Annotated in this window: 10 protein-coding genes; 7 read left to right on the top strand and 3 right to left on the bottom strand. The window is 55.9% G+C overall.

Annotated features, from left to right (window positions below):
* Nucleotide 1: 1 nt before the first annotated feature.
* Both Fuma_RS18145 and Fuma_RS18140 read right to left on the bottom strand, forming a co-directional pair.
* Nucleotides 2-3,049: a M1 family aminopeptidase gene (locus Fuma_RS18145; RefSeq protein WP_077025373.1), complete on the bottom strand. Its 3,048-nt coding sequence runs from the start codon at nt 3,047-3,049 to the stop codon at nt 2-4.
* A gap of 658 nt (nt 3,050-3,707) precedes the next feature.
* Nucleotides 3,708-3,992 carry a hypothetical protein gene (locus Fuma_RS18140; RefSeq protein ID WP_077025372.1) on the bottom strand — a complete coding sequence of 95 codons (285 nt, stop codon included), beginning with the start codon at nt 3,990-3,992 and terminating at the stop codon, nt 3,708-3,710.
* Nucleotides 3,993-4,499: 507 nt separating this feature from the next.
* On the opposite strand from Fuma_RS18140, the gene Fuma_RS18130 reads away from it, so the two are divergent.
* From Fuma_RS18130 to Fuma_RS18115, 4 genes are all read left to right on the top strand, one after another.
* On the top strand, nt 4,500-5,798 hold the full coding sequence (locus tag Fuma_RS18130; protein ID WP_077025370.1) for a DUF1501 domain-containing protein: 1,299 nt from the start codon (nt 4,500-4,502) through the stop codon (nt 5,796-5,798).
* 161 nt (nt 5,799-5,959) lie between these two features.
* On the top strand, nt 5,960-8,392 hold the full coding sequence (locus Fuma_RS18125; RefSeq protein WP_077025369.1) for a PPC domain-containing protein: 2,433 nt from the start codon (nt 5,960-5,962) through the stop codon (nt 8,390-8,392).
* An 83-nt stretch (nt 8,393-8,475) separates the two neighbouring features.
* The gene (locus Fuma_RS18120; RefSeq protein ID WP_077025368.1) at nt 8,476-10,917 is read left to right on the top strand and encodes a DUF1549 domain-containing protein; all 2,442 of its coding nucleotides are present in this window, start codon (nt 8,476-8,478) and stop codon (nt 10,915-10,917) included.
* Nucleotides 10,918-11,138: 221 nt separating this feature from the next.
* Nucleotides 11,139-13,841, top strand: coding sequence for a c-type cytochrome domain-containing protein (locus Fuma_RS18115; protein ID WP_077025367.1), 2,703 nt, complete (start codon nt 11,139-11,141; stop codon nt 13,839-13,841).
* Nucleotides 13,842-14,041: 200 nt separating this feature from the next.
* Here Fuma_RS18115 and Fuma_RS18110 read toward each other — a convergent pair whose 3' ends face one another.
* On the bottom strand, nt 14,042-14,905 hold the full coding sequence (locus Fuma_RS18110; RefSeq protein WP_077025366.1) for a sugar nucleotide-binding protein: 864 nt from the start codon (nt 14,903-14,905) through the stop codon (nt 14,042-14,044).
* 507 nt (nt 14,906-15,412) lie between these two features.
* Between Fuma_RS18110 and Fuma_RS18105 the strand changes: the two genes are divergently transcribed.
* From Fuma_RS18105 to Fuma_RS18095, 3 genes are all read left to right on the top strand, one after another.
* Nucleotides 15,413-16,978 (top strand): 2-isopropylmalate synthase, encoded by a 1,566-nt coding sequence (locus Fuma_RS18105; protein ID WP_077025365.1) that lies wholly within the window; start codon nt 15,413-15,415, stop codon nt 16,976-16,978.
* A gap of 137 nt (nt 16,979-17,115) precedes the next feature.
* Complete coding sequence (gene mazG, locus Fuma_RS18100; RefSeq protein WP_077025364.1) at nt 17,116-18,033, top strand: nucleoside triphosphate pyrophosphohydrolase; 918 nt, start codon at nt 17,116-17,118, stop codon at nt 18,031-18,033.
* A 14-nt stretch (nt 18,034-18,047) separates the two neighbouring features.
* Nucleotides 18,048-18,785: a 2-phosphosulfolactate phosphatase gene (locus Fuma_RS18095; RefSeq protein WP_077025363.1), complete on the top strand. Its 738-nt coding sequence runs from the start codon at nt 18,048-18,050 to the stop codon at nt 18,783-18,785.
* The last annotated feature ends 30 nt before the right edge of the window (nt 18,786-18,815 follow it).

The following is an 18,815-nucleotide window of genomic DNA, read 5'->3' as shown; positions in this document are numbered from 1 at the left end:
TTCAGAAGGCTCGATACAGCCCGAACCAGAATGCGCCTGTGCTGTTGGTCATCGAGTAGCCGTATTCGGTTCGCACGGTCAGGTTTTCCACAAAGCTAAGCAGTGGAATCTGCCAATATAAGCCCAGTCCTACGGCGTGGTCAGTTTTGCCCTGAGCTTCGTTCAAGAGGTACGACCGGCCGACATCGTAGAAGATCGAGCCGTCCACTTTGCGAAGAGCGGCCGTGTTGTCCAGCACTTCGTAGTCGATGTCGCCAGCAATCGGAAATCGCCATTCCAGTGACGACAACCAGAAGGCATTGCCCTCTGTTGACGTAGCATCACGTCCACGAAAGCGGCCCGGCCCGCCGAAGCGGAAGTGTTCGCCGTTGTCGCTCCAGCCATAGCCGCCCGCCAATCGGCCAGCGAGCTTTGTGTCGCCCAGCCAGCCGGGCAACTCATTTAACCGCTGTACCCCGCTGACCTGTCCGGACACGCGATCGTACGTCGCACCACCGCCAAATGCCTGGAAGCCGTGTTCGAAATTCGCATCGAACTTTACTCCACGATTCGGATCCCAATACGGCATCTGCGAATCTGCATGAAAGTCGACGCCGAACGCACGCACGTTGTCGTACTGTTCGACTCGCGGATCGGGCGAAATGGTGTTGTCTTCGTCGGGGAAGAAGTTGTCGCCAAACCGAGTGTAGATGTCGATGTAGCTGAGGTTCGGGTAGATCAGGCTTGTGGTGTAGTTCAGGACTCGACGAATCGCGATGCGAGCCTGGTGTCCGGGATCGTTCGCCAACGTCGACAGCAGCGCGTGTTCATAACGAGCCATCAACTGCCAGTTGGATGAAGGCCAGTTGTAAAAGACGGCGTCGACGCCCGCAGAAATGTGATCGTCGTTTCGAGTTGCCGTTGCAGCGGTGTATGCCAGAAACGGTGAGATGCGGTAATTGTTGGATGAGAGCACGGACGCTCGAAAGCCAATGCGTCCGTCGCCGTCCACGCCGAAGCCGGCGACTGCGCTGTGCTGCTGCCATGGTTGCAGCATCGATGCTTCATCCATTGGCGTGTAAAACGGAGTTACTCGGCAGGCCACTTCTGGTCGCCATGTGTTGTTATGAGGATCCGAATCAAGGACGTAGCCGTCCGGGTCGACCGACACCTGCGCTGGCTTGCCTTCCGATACCACTGACACCAGCCAATCGTTTGGCCCCGTCTTCTGCACGTCGATGCCCTGCTGCTGCAGTTGCCGGGATTCTGATAGGGTTGCCAATCGAAACGGATGAGGGTCGCCGTCGAGTTCGATGCCAACCTGCGGCGGTTCGGACGTCGCGCCGGACTGTGTGATGCGCGCCTGAGTTCGATATCCATTTTCTGTTTGAGTGACCTTCACCTCGTCCACTCGCCAGTCCGCCGTCGCGTCGTCGCGCAGCCATGTGGCGAAGAATGGACTCCAGCTTTCTCCCGTGAAGTCTTCCAGTTCTCGTTGATAGTCGGCGACCGTCAGAATGCGGAAGCGATACTTCGCGAACAGTTGCTTCATGAACGCAAAGAATTGTTCGCGTCCCATGCGCTGTTGAATCATACCCGTGATGCGAGACCCTCGGTCGTACACCAGCGAAAACAAATTGTGCAGGTGGCCCATGTCGTCCAGCGACCCCGACGATGTGCCCTTGCCGCCTCGTTGGCGATAAGTGGCGTAACCACCGTGGACAAGGCTACGGTAATCGACGTTGGGAAACTGAAACGGTCCGTAACCTGGCACATCCAGAAAGTTGGCGTTGGCGCCATATTTGTCTTCCATCTTCACGCGAGTGAACCATGTGACCAGGCCTTCGTCCATCCACGGTTCGTGGTAGCCATCTGTGCCGACGGCCGAGTACCACCATTGATGGCAGATTTCGTGGCTAACAAGATGTTCGATATAACGAGCCGCGTATGCTGGAAGCGCGAAGATGCGCGAATCGACCATCACCACACCAGACGATTCGTTACCGTTCCAGCCGAAGTAAGACTCTGTCAGTTCGAATTCTTCATAGGGGTATTCGCCGAACCATTCGGAATACAGCAGGATCGATTCTCGGGCAGTTTTAAGTGCCACCTCGGCGGCCGCTTTGTGCTTCGGCAGGTATTGAATGCGAATCGGAACACCGTTGGCATTCGCAGTGAGTTCTCGAAAACGCGGACTCGCAACGATGGTGAAATCTCGCAGGCCCGTGCCTTTGATGCGAAGCTGCTGTTGGCCGTTTGCCGTGTTGGATCGGTCGGCCACGTGCCCGCCTGTGACGACAAGATGATCGGCTGGCAACCTTAATGTGACGTCGTAGTTGCCCGCTTCGTTGTACCACGGCTGATGCCACGGAATATACGGCACTGGCTGCCACGCATCGCTTCGGTAGACGGCCAGCACGGGGTACCAGTTCAGTAGGTTGGTTATGCCTTTGTGTTGCCCGAGGCGTCCCATGATCGGCGGGATGTCGATCCAGTAGTCGAGGTCGACTTCCACGGATTCGCCAGGGACGACGGGCATCGGAAGTTGTACGTGCAGGTGAGTGTCGTGCTGCGCATCGAAGCTCGCTGGCAGGTCATTTCCTGCGCACGTCACACTGTTCATGTGAAATCGGCGGCCCTGATAATCGATGCTGGTGTCGGGTTCCAGACGCAGAGATTCCACCGTCCGTTCGCCTGTGGCGATTTGCTTTTTTGTTAGCTTGTTGTTGGCGACAACCTGGAACACCAATTCACCCGTCGCCGCATGTCCCGTATTAGTCCAGCGCACGGATTGCTTTACAGAAACTCGACGTTGCTGCGGGTTCAGGTCGACATTCAACGCATAGTGCGGCAGGTGAAGTGAGTCTGTTGGAACGTTTGCCGCCGCAACATTCACGCCCATCCCCGGTTCAGCGGTGCTGACTTGCGTCTGAAGGGGAAGGACGGATTCATTCAGTTGCAACCCAGCCCATTCGTCCGCAGCGCACGCATTCATCGACAGGCAGGCTGCGTAGCACAGCAGCATGCATCGGAAAGCACTGCGTGAAATTATGCGGGTGACAACGATCATTTAAACTGGGGTATCCGTCCCCTCTTTTGTTGGCGGCTGTTGATCAACAAGCCGGGTCACTGTGACCTCATCGGTGGATTCCGTCGACGAGTGTTGTCCGAATTGTATAACGTCGGGCGAATCTGCGACCCCTGATTTTTTCGTCGGCGTATCGGAATCTGGGCGGACTGTAACGGCCAGCGGCAAAGACTGCGGACCCGGCCAAGGCAGGCCCGCAACTAAAGTGGCAGTCAATAAAGAGGCCCGCTGTGCAGGCGTCCGGCCCATCTGTCCGAGGGCTGCGCATTTCATGCGGGCTCAACCTTGCTGACGGTAACGCGCTCAACGGCAAATATTGCCGCTCCGTTACCGCAAGAGCGTCTGCGTGAGTCCCGCTAAAGAAGCTGACTAAGTTACCTTTAGTCATCGCGACCGTTTGCGGCTTCATTTCCGCGGCGATTAGCTGGACAGCGCCACCTTTGGGCGTTGGGCCGTGTTTTTGGTAACCCGAAGTGTAAGCGAGGGATTCGTCGCAACTCGATACCTCGCTTACACTTCGGGTTACCATTCGCACCAACATGGCGCTGTCCAGTTAGGCGAATGGATCTTGCAGCAATGTTGTTCGCCTTCCAGGCAGCCGCCCGGATTCAGGATGGAATCGAGTGTTTCGCCATCGGCTTCACCGTCTTCCGATGCCGGGGCGATGGACTAGCTGAAGCAGGAAGCGGACTGCTGTTTCGTGTTCGTAGTGGCGAGTTGTGGTCTTGTCGGGCTCGTATTCGTACGTGATCGTAAAGAATCCACCTTTGTCTCGAACGCTGAAAGTCGGGCCGGGGCCCTGGAATTTCGCTCGGTTGCGGTCAAATTTATGCGACCACATGCTGGCCATCTGCGGGCTCAGCAAGCCAACGGCATCGTTGATCAGCGACCGAAGTGAGTCCGGTGTGTCTGATTTGTGCTTCAATGCTCTGTCGCGCCTTCACGCTGCTTCCTTGCCCGAAAGTACTTCATGTCAGGGAGTTGCGCTGCTCCCGTCCTGCAGTTAATCGCAGGATTGCGCGGCTGCTCTCGACACCCGGAGCAGCCTCACCAGGCAAATGCGGGCAAACACCGCCCGTTTCATCAACGAATTTTCCGTCCTGCCGGAATTCACGGAAATTTCTGCGAACAATTTGCGGCCTGTCAACGTTATTCCAGCGGCCGTGGTCAGGTTTGTCCGCTGATTTGCAGCAAATAGTGCATCTACGCGGCAGTCGACGTCCATGACGAATTTACTGTTGTGATGTGTTGATTCCTATGTACGGGTGTTCAGTTGCTGGCTTTAGCTGGTTGACATCGCCGGCGCGGGAGTTAAACATATGCAAATGAGCCGCTGCGGTTCATCCCCACCTATACACCCTCCCTCCTTTTTGTGCTGCTCGGAACTCTGCTTCCGACGGCCTCATTTGATTTCCATTTCACGGAGTGCGCTATGCGTCGCGGAAATTCTCGTCGTGACTTCCTGCATGTAGGCTTTTGTGGTGGTATTGGTCTGACACTGGCCCAGTACCTGAAGCTGCAAAAAGCTCAGGCAGACATTAAACATTACGAAAGTAAAGAAGGCACTGCGAAGTCAGTGATCTTCATTTATCTGCCCGGCGGATTGGCTCACCAGGAAAGCTTCGACCCGAAGCCCTACGCTCCGATTGAATATCGTGGGCCGATGAAGCACATCCAAACCAACGTCGGTGGCACGTTTATTAATGAGATGTGGCCGAAGACCGCTCAGGTGGTCGACAAGCTGGCGATTTGCCGGTCGATGACCCACGGCGAAGCGGCTCATGAACGTGGGACGCACAACATGTTCACCGGCTATCGGCCCAGCCCCGCGCTGTCGTACCCGAGTCTCGGGAGTGTGGTGACTCATGAATTTGGCCCACGGAACAACATTCCTCAGTATGTTTGCATTCCGAACCAGCCAAACGAATTTGCCGGAACGGGCTACCTGAGTTCTTCTTTCGCACCGTTTAGTCTCGGTTCTGATCCCGCACGGAAAGACTTCACCGTACGCGACCTGAAGTTGCCCGGTGGTGTTGATGACAAACGGTTCACTCGTCGTCGAAGTGTGCTGGAAGCGGTTAACGAACACTTCGTGACCAAAGAGAAAGCTGACAGCCTTGATGCAGTTGATACGTTTTATCAGCGTGCCTACGGGATGGTCGGATCGCCGGAAGCTCGTGAAGCTTTCGACCTGAACAAAGAACCAGACAAGCTACGAGACGAATATGGTCGTAACACGGCTGGTTCTCGCATGCTGATGTCTCGGCGACTGATTGAAGCGGGAGCTCGCTTCGTCACGATGACATACGGCAGCTGGGACATGCACGACAACATTGATCCCGGCATCAAGCGTCAGGTTCCTGACCTCGACCAGGCGTATGCCCGACTGATCAGCGACCTCGAAGAACGCGGTCGCCTGAAGGATACGCTCGTGTGCCTCGCGACCGAATTCGGTCGGACTCCCAAGATTAACGGCACGGCAGGTCGTGACCATTGGCCGAAGGTGTTTAGCGTGGTGCTCGCCGGCGGTGGAATTAAAGGTGGTCAGGTCTATGGTAAGTCAGATTCAACGGCCAGTGAGCCGGAAGAAAAGCCGCTTACTGTGCAGGACTGGGCCACAACGCTCTACCACTGTCTGGGGATCACGGCTGACAAAGAGCTGATGGCACCTGGTGACCGGCCGATCGAGATTGTTGACGGCGGGAAAATTCGCCGTGAACTGCTGGTCTGATCCGGATTCGAAATTAATACGAACTTCAACGCTGCGGGTGACAATTGTGAACCCGCAGCGTTCTTCCACATCGACCCGCCAGTGCGTTCGGTGGAAGAGGGCTGGAAGTCTTTCGGTCTCGCCCTGACACGCCAGACATCATTCCTTTGGGGGGAATTGAGATGCGTTTTCATGTGTTGAACGCTTTGTTGCTGTGTAGCGCCGTTTCGGCTGTTGCTTCTGATCCCGCGTTAACTGTTATCACGCCGCGTGGAGTGCAGCGTGGGGCGGAACACGTGCTCACGTTTTCTGGTGCTCGCCTGCAGGACGCGGAAGAGATTCTGTTCTATGAACCGGGTTTCGAAGTCGTAAAGATCGAGCCCGATGCCAAGAACGCTAACATCGTTCGCGCAACCGTGAAGGTGGCTCCGGACGTGGAGCTCGGCGAAAAGACGGCTCAGGTTCGAACAAAGACGGGCGTGTCCGACTACCGCACGTTCTTTGTGGGAGCTCTGCCAGCAGTTGCAGAGAAAGAACCCAACACAGAATTCAGCGAACCGCAGGCGATTGAGCAGGGCGTTACAGTCGAAGGCGTCATCCAAAATGAAGACGTCGACTATTTTGTCGTTGAAGCCAAAAAAGGACAGCGACTATCGGTCGAAGTCGAAGGCATGCGATTCGGTCAAACGTTGTTCGATCCTTACATCGCAATTCTGGACAAAGAACGGTTCGAACTGTCGGCTGTGGACGATTCGCCACTGGTGCGACAGGACGCGGTCACATCCATCATCGTGCCGGAAGATGGTCAGTACACGATCGAAATGCGTGAGAGCGGTTATGGCGGAAATGGTAATTGCCGCTACCGACTGCACGTTGGCCAGTTTCCACGACCTGTCGCTGTTTTTCCCGCCGGCGGCCAAGCCGGTGAAGAAGTTGAATTTACGTTCATCGGCGATGCTGAAGGTCCCATCAAGCAGAAGGTCAAGCTGCCTGCCGATGGCACTACCGAAATGCAGATTTTCGCTCAGGACGATCGTGGCATTAGCCCATCTGGACACACCGTCCGCGTATCACCTGATCCGGACGCGTTCGAAACCGAACCCAACAACAGTCTGAATGAGGCTGCGGTCGTCGTTTTCCCGTCGACGTTCAACGGCGTCCTGGACAAGGAAGGTGACCACGACTACTACAAATTTACGGCGAAGAAGGGGCAGACGTACGAAGTCGAATGTTATGGCCGCCGCATCCGCACGGGGATCGACCCAGTGATGCACATTTTTCGAGTGAAAGATGGCAAGGCGTTGAGTGGCAACGACGATTCACGTGGCCCTGACAGTTACATCCGGTTTGCTGTTCCCGAAGACGGAGAGTACGCCGTCCGCATCATGGACCATCTTAACCGTGGTGGTGCCGACTTTGTTTACCGAGTCGAGTTTCAACCGGTAGAACCAAAGTTGACTCTGGGGATTCCTCGAGTCCGCAGGTATTCGCAGGATCGGCAGCGGATTTATGTGGCGAAGGGCAACCGCTTCGGCACGATCATATCGGCCAGTCGAGCTAACTTTGGCGGTGAGCTGGTGCTGGAAGATTTGGAGCTGCCCGCCGGTATCAACATGGTGGCATCGCCCATGCCGTCGAACCTGAACACCATGCCAGTCATGTTCGAAGCCGCAGCCGACGCCCCATTGGGCGGCGCGTTGGTCGACTTTCGAGCTCGACTGAACGACGAAAGCAAGAACATCAGCGGTGGCTTCGAAAACCGAGCGGACTTCGTGATTGCTCAACCAGGCCAGTCACTTTACGCCTGGAAAGACGTTAACCGTCTGCCCGTGGTTGTGGTGGATGAGCTGCCGTATACGATTGAAATTGTGCAACCGAAAGTGCCGATCGTGCGTAACGGTTCGATGCAGTTAAAGGTTGTCGCGACAAAGAAAGAAGGCTGGGACGAAGAGATTGTCGTTCAGTTTCCGTTTCGACCGCCAGGCCTGGGAGCAACAACTTCAGTTAAGATGCCCAAGGGCAAAAACGAAGTGCTGTATCCGCTAAGTGCCAACGCGAACGCTGCAATCGGCAAGTGGCCTGTGTACGCTCTGGCCTATGCCAACGTTGGTGGCAACGCTTTTGCGGCATCGCAGATGGCGACTTTGGAAATCGCGGAACCGTATCTGAATCTCGCGCTGCAGCGAGCCACTGTTGAGCTTGGACAGGAAACGGAGATTGTTGCTGAGGTCTCGATTCTTAAAGACCTTGCCGCTCCAGCGACCGTCCAACTGCTCGGCCTTCCTCACAAGATCACGGCCGAACCGCTGCAAGTGACAAAGGATACCAAAGAGCTGATCTTCCACGTGAAGACGGCACCGGACAGCCCGGCCGGCAATCACAAGAATATCTTCTGCAGCGTGGTTGTGACAGAAAATAACGAACCGATCACCCATGCTCGCGTGGGCGGTACAGAACTTCGAGTTGACAAGCCGCTGCCCAAACCTGTCGTAGCGGCGCCCAAAAAAGAAGTTGCGAAGCCGAAGCCGGAAGCTCCCAAGCCTCCCGCTGAAAAGCGACTGACGCGACTCGAGAAACTCCGACTGGAAGCCAAGCAGGCGGCTGGCACTCCTTAAACCCCTCCCCACAAACCCACCCCACCCGGCGCATCGATTTGGATGCGTCGACAGCACTTATTTCACGTTGTCGAGTTACCATCATGAAGACACTTCGACTGTTCTTAACACCCCTGATGTTCGCTGTCGTCGTGGCCCCGGCCTCGGCCGATGAAGCACCGAAGCCAGCATCCATCATCGTGAGTCCCACAGACATTGACCTGTCGTCGGCCCGCGATCGTCAGTCGCTGCTGGTCCAGGCGGTCATGCCAAACGGCCTGACCTTCGACGTCACAGATAAGGCGACGCTGGTTGTTGAGAACCCGGCATTCATTAAACAGGATGGGCAGACGTTTCACCCAGTGGCCGACGGTGTCACAAAAGTGGCTGTCAGCTATGCCGGTCATGCTGTGGACGTTCCCGTGAAAGTCGCGAACTCCACAGTCAACCCCCCGCTCAGTTTTCGTCTGGACGTCATGCCGGTCTTTATGAAGACCAGTTGCAACAACGGCAGTTGCCACGGCGCGGCACGAGGCAAAGACGGCTTTGCACTTTCGTTGTTTGGCTTCGATCCGGCGGGCGACCATCATCGCATCACTCGCGAAATCCCCGGCCGACGCATCAACCTCGCGTTGCCGGAAGAAAGTCTGCTGGTCGAAAAGGCGGCGGGCCTGGTACCTCATACTGGCGGCAAACGATTCGATGTCGGCGGTGAAAAGTACAACACGCTGGTTCGCTGGCTGAAAGAAGGCGCGCCGGATGATCCAAAGCCGGCCGAAGTTCCCAAAGTTGTCGAAGTGGAACTCTTCCCCAAAACCGCGGTCCTCGACGGTGACGGCGAAACGCAGCGTCTGACTGTTCGAGCCAAATATTCGGACGGCACAGACCGCGACGTGACCTCGCTGGCCTACTTCAGTTCCAACAACGAAACCGCGGCCGAGATCACTCAGGAAGGCATCGTGACCGGTCGAGAACGCGGCGAAGCGTTCATCATGGCACGCTTTGACACGCACACGGTTGGCTCTAACTTTATCGTGCTTCCGAAAGGCCTGAAGTACGAAGATCCGAAGACACCAGAGTTCAACTACATCGACACGCTGGTTCATAACAAGCTGCGTAAGCTGCGAATCACGCCGTCTGAAGTCTGCAGTGATCCCCAGTTCTTGCGACGCGTCTTTATTGATATCACGGGCACTCTGCCTTCTGCAGAAGAACACGAACAGTTCCTCGCTGACACCGACCCGCAGAAACGCGAAAAGGTTGTGGATCAGTTGCTGCAGCGAAAAGAGTTTGTCGACATCTGGGTGATGAAATGGGCTGAACTACTGCAGGTTCGCACCATTACAAACCGTGTTGCCAAGAAGCCGATGCTGAGGTACTTCAACTGGTTGAAGGAAAAAATCGCGAGCAACACACCGACTGATGTGATGGTGCGTGAATTGCTGGCCTCGAAGGGCGGCACGTTCAGTGACCCGGCCACCAACTATTATCAAACCGAAACCGAAACGCTGAAGGTCGCCGAAAACGCGGCTCAGGTGTTCATGGGCATGAGAATCCAGTGTACTCAGTGCCACAATCATCCGTTCGACCGATGGACGATGGATGACTACTACGGTTTCGCTGCCTTCTTTTCGCAAATCGGCCGCAAACGTGCCGAGGACCCGCGCGAACAGATCATCTTTAACAGCGGCCGCGGTGAAGTGAAGCATCCCGTTGGCGGACGCAATATGGCTCCCAAGTTTCTGGGCGGCGAAACACCGGATTTGAAGGGCCGCGATCGGCGAGAAGTTCTTGCAGAATGGCTCGCGTCACCGGACAACCCTTACTTCGCCACAAACCTGGCCAACATTGTCTGGGCGCACTTCTTCGGCAAGGGGATCATCGATCAGGTGGATGATGTGCGAGTCAGCAACCCGCCGGTGAATGCCGAATTGCTGGCGGAACTAGGCAAACGGTTCACTGATTACAACTACGATTTCCGTCGTCTTGTTCGAGACATCTGTACGTCGCGCACTTACCAGTTGTCAACTCAGACGAATCCGTCCAACGAAACGGACCACACGAATTTTGCTCACGCCGAACTTCGCCGTTTGCGAGCTGAAGTGATGCTGGACTGTATCACTCAGGTGACGTCGACTGTCGACAAGTTCGCTGGTCTGCCCGTCGGTGCTCGAGCCGTCCACATCGCGGATGGAAATACGTCGACGTACTTCCTCACGACTTTCGGGCGTGCCAAACGCGAAAGCGTTTGTTCATGCGAAGTGCAAATGGAGCCCAACCTGTCACAGGCTCTGCACTTGATGAACGGCACAACCGTGAATAGCAAAATTCAGCAGGGCGGCCTGATTCCCGCCATGCTGAAAGAAGGCAAGACGCCTGCTGAAGTCATCACCGAGTTGTACCTGCGATGCTTTACTCGCAAGCCGACCGAAGCGGAGATGGCGAAGCTGCTGGCGGTGACCGCCGAAGACGAAAATCCTCAGCAGCCGCTGGAGGATATCTTCTGGTCGTTGCTGAATTCACGTGAATTTTTGTTCAATCATTGATCTGTACTCACGATTTCGTCTGGATGGAATGTAAGTGTCATTCCGGGCAACAGACGCAGACTTGTTCGATCAGTGAAGGACGTCCGATCAAATAGAGTACGAACCTCTAAGGAAATTTAACGCCGCAGGTCAGCTGCGGTGTTTTGTGGAAATCCCCGCCGCGCATCAATATTCTGCCTCGCAAAATATCCCGCCGCGCCCTGTGCCTTACGGAGCCATTTATGAGCTTTTCCAAAGCCCCAATCTTTGCCTTGATCTTCAGCCTGACGGTGACAACCGCCTTTGGTGCGGATGAGAAAATCAATTTCGAAGATCACATCAAACCGATCTTCCGGACGAAGTGTTTTTCGTGTCACAACACGAACAAGATGACGGCCGACTTGGACCTGTCGAACTACACGGCCATGATGCAGGGTGGCGGCAGCGGTGCAGTGATCGAACCGGGGGCTCCCGACGACAGCTACCTGTTTATGGTGATCAACCATGACAGCGAACCTTACATGCCGCCGAATTCTGACAAGATCGCGGACGACATGATCCAAACGGTCCGCAAGTGGATCGAAGCAGGTGCGCCCGAAACGTCTTCCAGCAAAGTGATGCTGCCAAAGAAGCCAAAGGTCAATCTTAGTGTTAACGTTTCAGCAGGTGCTCGCCCGGAAGGCCCGGCCCCATTGCCCGACGTGTTAGGGTTGGAACCTGTCGTTCATACTTCTGCCACCACAGCCGTGTCTGCCATCGCGACCAGCCCGTGGGCAAAGTTAGTCGCCGTCGCCGGTCAAAAGCAGGTCGTTCTGTACAGCAGCGAAACGTTGCAGCCGCTGGGCGTGCTGCCATTCCCGGAAGGTCAGGCGCGAGTTTTGAAGTTCAGCCGTAACGGAGCCTTGTTGCTGGCTGGCGGTGGGCATGGAGCATCAAAAGGCCTTGCCGTTGTGTGGGACATTCGCACGGGCGAACGCATCATGCAGGTTGGCGACGAACTGGACGAAGTTCTTGCCGCCGACATCAGCGCAGACCAGTCACTGATTGCGTTGGGCGGCCCGGGAAAAGTTGTCCGAGTCTATAATACAGCGACAAATGAGCTCGCTTACGAAATTACAAAACACACGGACTGGATCTATGGTCTGGAATTCAGCCCGGACAGCGTATTGCTGGCAACGGCGGATCGAGCCGGCGGGTTGCATGTTTGGGAATCCTTCACCGGTCGCGAATATTTGACACTGACTGGTCACAAGGGTGCCATCAATGCGGTCTCATGGCGCATCGACAGTAACGTGCTGGCTTCCGCCAGTGAAGACGTCACCATCAAGCTGTGGGAGATGGAACAGGGCAAGAATATCAAGTCCTGGAACGGCCACGGCGGCGGAACGCTGTCTGTCGAATTCTGTCGTGATGGTCGAGTGGTCTCATCCGGCCGCGACAAAGTCGCCAAGATCTGGGACCAGAACGGTAAGCAGCTGTTGGCGTATGAAGCGTTTTCTGACCTTGCGGTTCAGGTGTCTCATTGCGACGAGACTGATCGTGTGATCGCTGGCGACTGGACGGGCGAAGTTCGAGTCTGGACGGCGGCGGACGGTAAGCGAGTCGGAAACCTCACGACAAATCCGCCGACGCTGGAAGTTCGTCTTCAGCAGGCCGAAGGTCAGATTGCACCGCTGACGGCCAAGCTGGCGGAAGCTCGAACGGCCTTCGACGCCGCCTCGGCTGCCAAAGCGGCTCATGTTGCCACTATCGAAAAAGCCAAGCAGGCTCATGCGGTGGCAGTAAAGACCGTCGCCGACCAGCAGGCGGCTTTAAAGGCTTCGCAGGCACAACTGGCTGCGAGTCAGAAAACACAAACGGAAACGCAAGCTCGCCTGGCTGCCCTGCAGAAGGCTGTTCCTCAGCTAAAGAATGCTGCCGAAAAAGCGGCGACCGTTTCCGGCATGATGCAGGACGATGCTGAGCTAAAGAAAGCTGTGGCCGAACTGCAGGCTCAGGTTACCCAGCGAACAGCAGAGCTGGAACAAACGACGGCTGCCGCTGAGAAAGTGACCGCCGAAGTGGCAATTATCACGAAAGCGATCGCGGCCACAACGGAGCAAGTCGCTGCCTCAACCAAACAGGTAGAAGCTCAGCAAGCGAACGTCGACAAGCAGGTCGCCGCATTGAAACCGTTCGACGATAAACTTGCGGCTGCTCAGTCCGTAGTGAATTCCGCACAGGATACCATCAATAAAGCCACAGCCGACGTGCAACGCTGGCAGCAGTACATCGCTTTGCGGGACGAATTGAAGCTGTTGCGAGAAAAGCGAGCCGCAAAAGAGCAGGTCGAGTTAGCGTCGCTGGAAGCAAAGGCGATGTTGGAAGAAAAGCAGGCATTGGTCGCGAAGGCAGACGCAGATGTGAAAGCGAAAGCTCAGGCCATTGCTGAATCGCAGCAAAAAGTCGCAGCCCTGACCGCGGAAGTCGTAGCGTCTGAAAAGACGATTGCCATCGTCACTCAGTCGGTCGGCCAGCACGAACAGGCGTTGCCAATTCTGAAGGCCGCTGTTGAGCAGGTGAAAGCCGTTTCAGGCATGTTGCCCGCCGATGCAGACGTCAAGAACTCAGCCGCCGCACTGGAAAAATCGGCTGCCGCCAAGGTGGCTGATTTAGCCAATCTGAAAACGCAACTGGCAGACGTCACTGCGAAGATGGCAGCGGCCAAAGCCGAAATGGCCACGATGACCACTCAAATCGCGGCTGTTCAAAAAGAGATGGCTGCACAGATGGAAATGCAAACCAAGCTGACGGCTGAAGTCGCTCCGATTCAGGAACAGGCGACTGCAGCTCAGGCAAAGCTGACAGCCGCTGAAGCAGAGCTGCAAAAAGCTCAAGCCCTGGTCGACGCACGAAAAGACCAGCTGCGGCCACAATTGCAGATCACTCAGGCTGCTGCCAATTAGTCTGAAACGCAGCGATCTTGAGACTCGTTCAGAAGCCCGGCTTTCGATAAAGCCGGGCTTCTTATTTGTTAAGTCGGCAACGAGTAGTAGTCGTGGTGGCTACAGCGAACATTGCTGACTTGTGGTCGCGGAACAGGCGTTTCGGACGATGAGGGTCGTTTACCACGAGCCCGCACGTCCACAACAAAACGTAAACTGCTCTAAGCAGCGGCCGCATGGAATGTTCGCTCAACAATACCAGCGCAGACCTGTTCGATAGTTTCGCTTAGCAGCGGAGCGGCAATGTTCAGTTCACAGCGCAATCGACTACAGCGTAGTGACCGTTCGCTGGTAGGACCGTTCGCAATAGCGGGGGCCAGCAGGTCTGCGTCATGCCCAAGTTGTCTTGCCAGCAACGATGCAAAACGGAATGGAGTTGTGCGTTCGGCGCCGCCGACGTTAATGACGCCCGCCGTTTCGGCCATGCCACATTCGGCGGCGGCTAACGCGAATCCTTCCTCCGAAATCGGTGTGCTGAAAGTGTCAGCTGGAATGCGTCTGACTTGCCCGTTCTGAAGGCCGCTTAGAACGTCATCCACAAAGTGACCTCGCCCGATCGTCATGCCAACAACGTTGGTGCGAATGATCAAATGGTCCGGGTGGCTGGCTACCAGTTCTTCCATCTCATGCAGCTTCGCGCCCAATTCACATGACAGATCGCAGGCTGCGTCGTCGTCGTGGAAAACCCACGGCCCGTTGAACGCTGCGTCGCTGGACACGTAAATCAGGCCGGCGCCCGCTTCGGCAGATCGGTCGACGCACGCCGCGAGCCACTGTTCTTCTGCTGTAAAGTTACCGAAACCTGCATCCCAAGACGAGCGGGAGGCACCGCCGCAAAAATACACTGTGTCGGCCAGCTGGATTTCCTTATCCAGCCGTGCCTGATCGATTCGGCTGGTAGCAATGTCGGTTCGGTTGACGGGCTGTTTGAACCACAATCCGGTCACATGAAATTTGTCCGCCAGTTGATTGACGAGGGCTTCACCGGCTGGCGAATCGGCCCCCAAAATGACAACGCGATCCATGGCAGGTCTCCTGTGGAACTGGTGTGCTGACCATGACCGGAATTCATCCATGAATTCTTAAGGACGGCGGGCCAGATGCTTAGATTGTACTTTTGACCGGCCATCGCGACCTAGACGAGATTCGGACCGGGCCGCCAGAATCCGTTGCAGATTACGAACCTCCCGGTTTTCACGGTGTCTCGGTATTGACACCGAAAATGCCCCTGGTCCAATTCCGGCCGTTCAGGGGGTTGACCATCACAATCCCGACGGGTACATTGCCGCTCATGAACAACCTGCGAACAGAACTGAGCCTCCTTCTACTTCCATTGTGAAGCCCGCCTCAGGTACGTTTGCAGCCATGCTGAATTTTCATCGCCCTGAGGTCTTACCTCAGGGTTTTTTTGTGGACTTCATCTGTGGTGGAGTTCGCCAGGATTCCTTCAATCGCGATCATTCTTCGGGAAGTCTGACGAGTCCCACTACGACAGTTTTTTGACGGGCGAATTCGTCCTCAGGAGTTTCCTCATGTCCAGCGAACAGATCATCATTTTTGACACCACTCTGCGTGACGGCGAGCAATCGCCCGGCTGCAGCATGAACACCAAAGAGAAGCTGGAAGTCGCTCGCGCACTCGTCGACCTGAACGTCGATGTTATCGAAGCCGGGTTTCCGATCGCCTCACCCGGCGACTTCGAAGCCGTGCAAATGATTGCCGAACGTTTCAGCGACCGCTCCACAATCTGCGCGCTGGCTCGCAGTCGTGAAGATGACATCGCGAAGGCGAAAGCGGCTCTGGCGAATGCCGAAAAACGACGCATCCACGTTTTTCTGGCGACCAGCGCGATCCATCGTGAACACAAGTTGAAGATGGATAAACAACAGATCATTGAACGAGCGATTTCGTCCGTCGCGGATGCCAAAGAATTCTGTGATGACGTTGAGTTCTCTCCGGAAGACGCGGCTCGTACTGAGCTGGACTTTCTGTGTGAAGTGGTGGAAAAAACGATCGCGGCCGGAGCGACCACCGTCAACATTCCAGATACCGTCGGCTACGCGACTCCTAATCACTACTTCAAAGTGATTTCGTATCTGAAGGACAACGTGTCGAATATCGACAAAGCGATCATCAGCACGCACTGTCACAACGACCTGGGCCTGGCGGTGGCCAACAGCCTGTCCGCGATCGAAGCGGGAGCTCGTCAGGTCGAATGCACGATAAACGGACTGGGTGAACGAGCGGGCAACGCGGCTCTGGAAGAAGTTGTGATGGCGCTGCGGACGCGAGCCGACTTTTACAACGTGCACACCAACATCAAAACGGAGCGGCTGTTTCCGACCAGCCAGTTGGTGTCATCCATCACGGGCATGAAGGTTCAACGGAACAAGGCGATCGTCGGGCGGAACGCGTTCGCTCACGAAGCCGGCATTCATCAGCACGGCGTGCTGCAGGAACGGACCACGTATGAAATCATGCGAGCTGAAGACGTGGGCTACGCTGGTGAAAACCTGGTGTTGGGCAAGCACAGCGGCCGGCATGCGTTTCGAGATCGCGTGAAGGAACTGGGCTTTGAACTGGACGACCAGACGTTCCAGAAGACCTTCGACGACTTTATCGCTCTGGCCGACAAGAAGAAGGAAATTTACGATTCCGACATCATCGCTCTGATCGATAATCGCATGACCGACGCGCCGGTTCGCTGGAAGCTGATTAGCTTTCACACGTCTGCTGGTTCGGCGGCTGTTCCCACGGCGACACTGGAACTGCAGTGCGAAGATCAGCCCGTGCTGTGCGATGCAGCCACAGGCGACGGGCCGATTGATGCCGTGTTCCGAGCGTTGGAACGCATTATCGAAATCACCGCGCGGCTGGAAGATTTTCAGGTGCGTAGCGTGTCGGAAGGCAAGGATGCGTTGGGTGAAGTGCGAGTCACCATCAACGTGCTGGGCCGTCCTTACCTGGGCAAGGGCGTCAGTACCGATATCATCGAAGCCGCCACGGCTGCGTATCTGCAGGCGTTGAACAAGGCCGACGCTGACCGACAGGCTGGCGTGGTTTCTGCGGCTGAGAAGCTGACGGCGAAAGTGCCGTAGCCACGCTCGAATTCTCCAACTCTGGCTACAGCGAATCTCATTGACTTGTGGCCGCGGACAAGCGTTTCGGACGATGAAGTCTGTTTCCCACGAGCCTGAACCGTCCACATTAAAAGGGAAACTGCTCTAAGGTCACTATGTCACAACAATCTACACCCGCGGATGCGGCCGATCTCACAGCAGACTTCGGACGCCCTCCGGATTTCGCTCAACTGTTGCCCGAATTCCAGCGGCTGTGCGAAGTCATCGCGAAGTTGCGCTCGCCGGATGGTTGTCCGTGGGATCGGCAGCAGACATTGGCTTCCATCAAGCCATACACGCTGGAAGAAACTTACGAACTGCTGGAAGCGATCGACAGCGATGATAACTCAGCAATTCAGGAAGAACTGGGCGACGTGCTGCTGCAGGTGATTCTGGATTCGCAGATTTCGTCCGACGAAGGGCGATTCGAACTGGTGGATGTTGTTCGTCAGATTGCCGACAAAATGGTCCGCCGGCACCCTCATGTGTTCGGCGATGAAACTGCAGCCACCACCGATGACGTGAAGAAGCACTGGCATGCCGCCAAGAACGCGGAAAAAAGTGAACGGACGTCAAAGTTAGACGGCATTCCCAAAGACCTGCCTCAACTTGCCAGAACCTACCGCATTGCGGCTCGAGCAGCATCGGTGGGCTACGATTTTCCTGACCGTCGCATGCTCTTCGACAAACTGAACGAAGAAATCACAGAGCTGGCCGAAGAGTTATTTCACGACGGCCAGATTCCTCATGTGCCTGCCGGGATCACTGCCGAACGGATTCCTGATGAACCGATCGACGATCCTGGGTTGAAGCAGCGGGTCGAAAGTGAACTGGGCGACGTGCTGTTTGTGGTCGGCAATATTGCGCGACGGTGGGGCATCAACCCGGAGGAAGCGTTGCGAAAGAGTAACGCGAAATTCAGTCGGCGATTCAAGGCGATCGAAGCGGCCATGAAGCAGCAGGATGTGACGATGGAAGACGCATCGCTGGCGCAAATGGAAGACGCTTACCAACAAGCCAAGTCAAAGGAATAGCGGGAATCCTTCTGATGCCGAAACGTTCTTTGCGTGTCCATTTGCTGCCGAAGCTGTTCGAACCTGCCGAGATCGCCGGGGGCGTCGCAGTGATTGTGGATGTTCTGCGAGCGTCCACCACCATTAGCTTTGCCCTGGCCAACGGAGCGGCGGCAGTTGTCCCGTGCGAAACGGTAGAAACCGCGCAGCAGGTGCGTGCATCGGCGGAACAGGGCCACTGCCTGCTCGGCGGCGAACGTGGCGGTTTGAAAATCGAAGGATTCGATCTGAGCAATTCGCCGGACGATTACGTTCGTTCTATCGTGGAAGGCAGGCTGATCGGTTTCACCACGACCAACGGGACAATGGCGTTGCTGCGAGCCAACCAGGCCGATGTCGTGATGATCGGCTCGTTTGTGAATCTTTCTGCGGTCGCGGACAGAATTCTGGCCGACAGCCGCCCGATCCACATTGTGTGCGCGGGCACGAACGGACAGATTTCCGGCGAAGACGTGCTGTTCGCGGGCGCCTTGGCAGAACGATTAACGGACACAGAATCCTGTTCCCCCTGCGATTCCGCTGATATTGCCATCAGCCATTGGCGGCAGGAATACGGCGATGGTTCGCGGCAGGCGATTGAAACGGCCCTGCGGCGTTCTCAGGGCGGCCGCAACCTGATCGATCTGAAATATGATAAAGACATCACAACGGCGGCGATGGTTGACGAATTATCGAACGTCGGTGTCCTCGCTGACGACGGTCGGCTTCGCTAAACTGCGGCCCACACATCCTGCCCGAAAGCG

The organism is Fuerstiella marisgermanici (assembly GCF_001983935.1).
Lineage (GTDB): Bacteria > Planctomycetota > Planctomycetia > Planctomycetales > Planctomycetaceae > Fuerstiella > Fuerstiella marisgermanici.
This window is presented reverse-complemented; position numbering and strand designations above follow the sequence as displayed.

Coding starts and splice junctions, on each gene's coding strand:
- Fuma_RS18115 (WP_077025367.1), top strand. CDS start 11,139: ATGAGCTTTTCCAAAGCCCCAATCTTTGCCTTGATCTTCAGCCTGACG.
- Fuma_RS18125 (WP_077025369.1), top strand. CDS start 5,960: ATGCGTTTTCATGTGTTGAACGCTTTGTTGCTGTGTAGCGCCGTTTCG.
- Fuma_RS18120 (WP_077025368.1), top strand. CDS start 8,476: ATGAAGACACTTCGACTGTTCTTAACACCCCTGATGTTCGCTGTCGTC.
- Fuma_RS18105 (WP_077025365.1), top strand. CDS start 15,413: ATGTCCAGCGAACAGATCATCATTTTTGACACCACTCTGCGTGACGGC.
- Fuma_RS18130 (WP_077025370.1), top strand. CDS start 4,500: ATGCGTCGCGGAAATTCTCGTCGTGACTTCCTGCATGTAGGCTTTTGT.
- Fuma_RS18145 (WP_077025373.1), bottom strand. CDS start 3,049: ATGATCGTTGTCACCCGCATAATTTCACGCAGTGCTTTCCGATGCATG.
- Fuma_RS18095 (WP_077025363.1), top strand. CDS start 18,048: ATGCCGAAACGTTCTTTGCGTGTCCATTTGCTGCCGAAGCTGTTCGAA.
- mazG (WP_077025364.1), top strand. CDS start 17,116: ATGTCACAACAATCTACACCCGCGGATGCGGCCGATCTCACAGCAGAC.
- Fuma_RS18110 (WP_077025366.1), bottom strand. CDS start 14,905: ATGGATCGCGTTGTCATTTTGGGGGCCGATTCGCCAGCCGGTGAAGCC.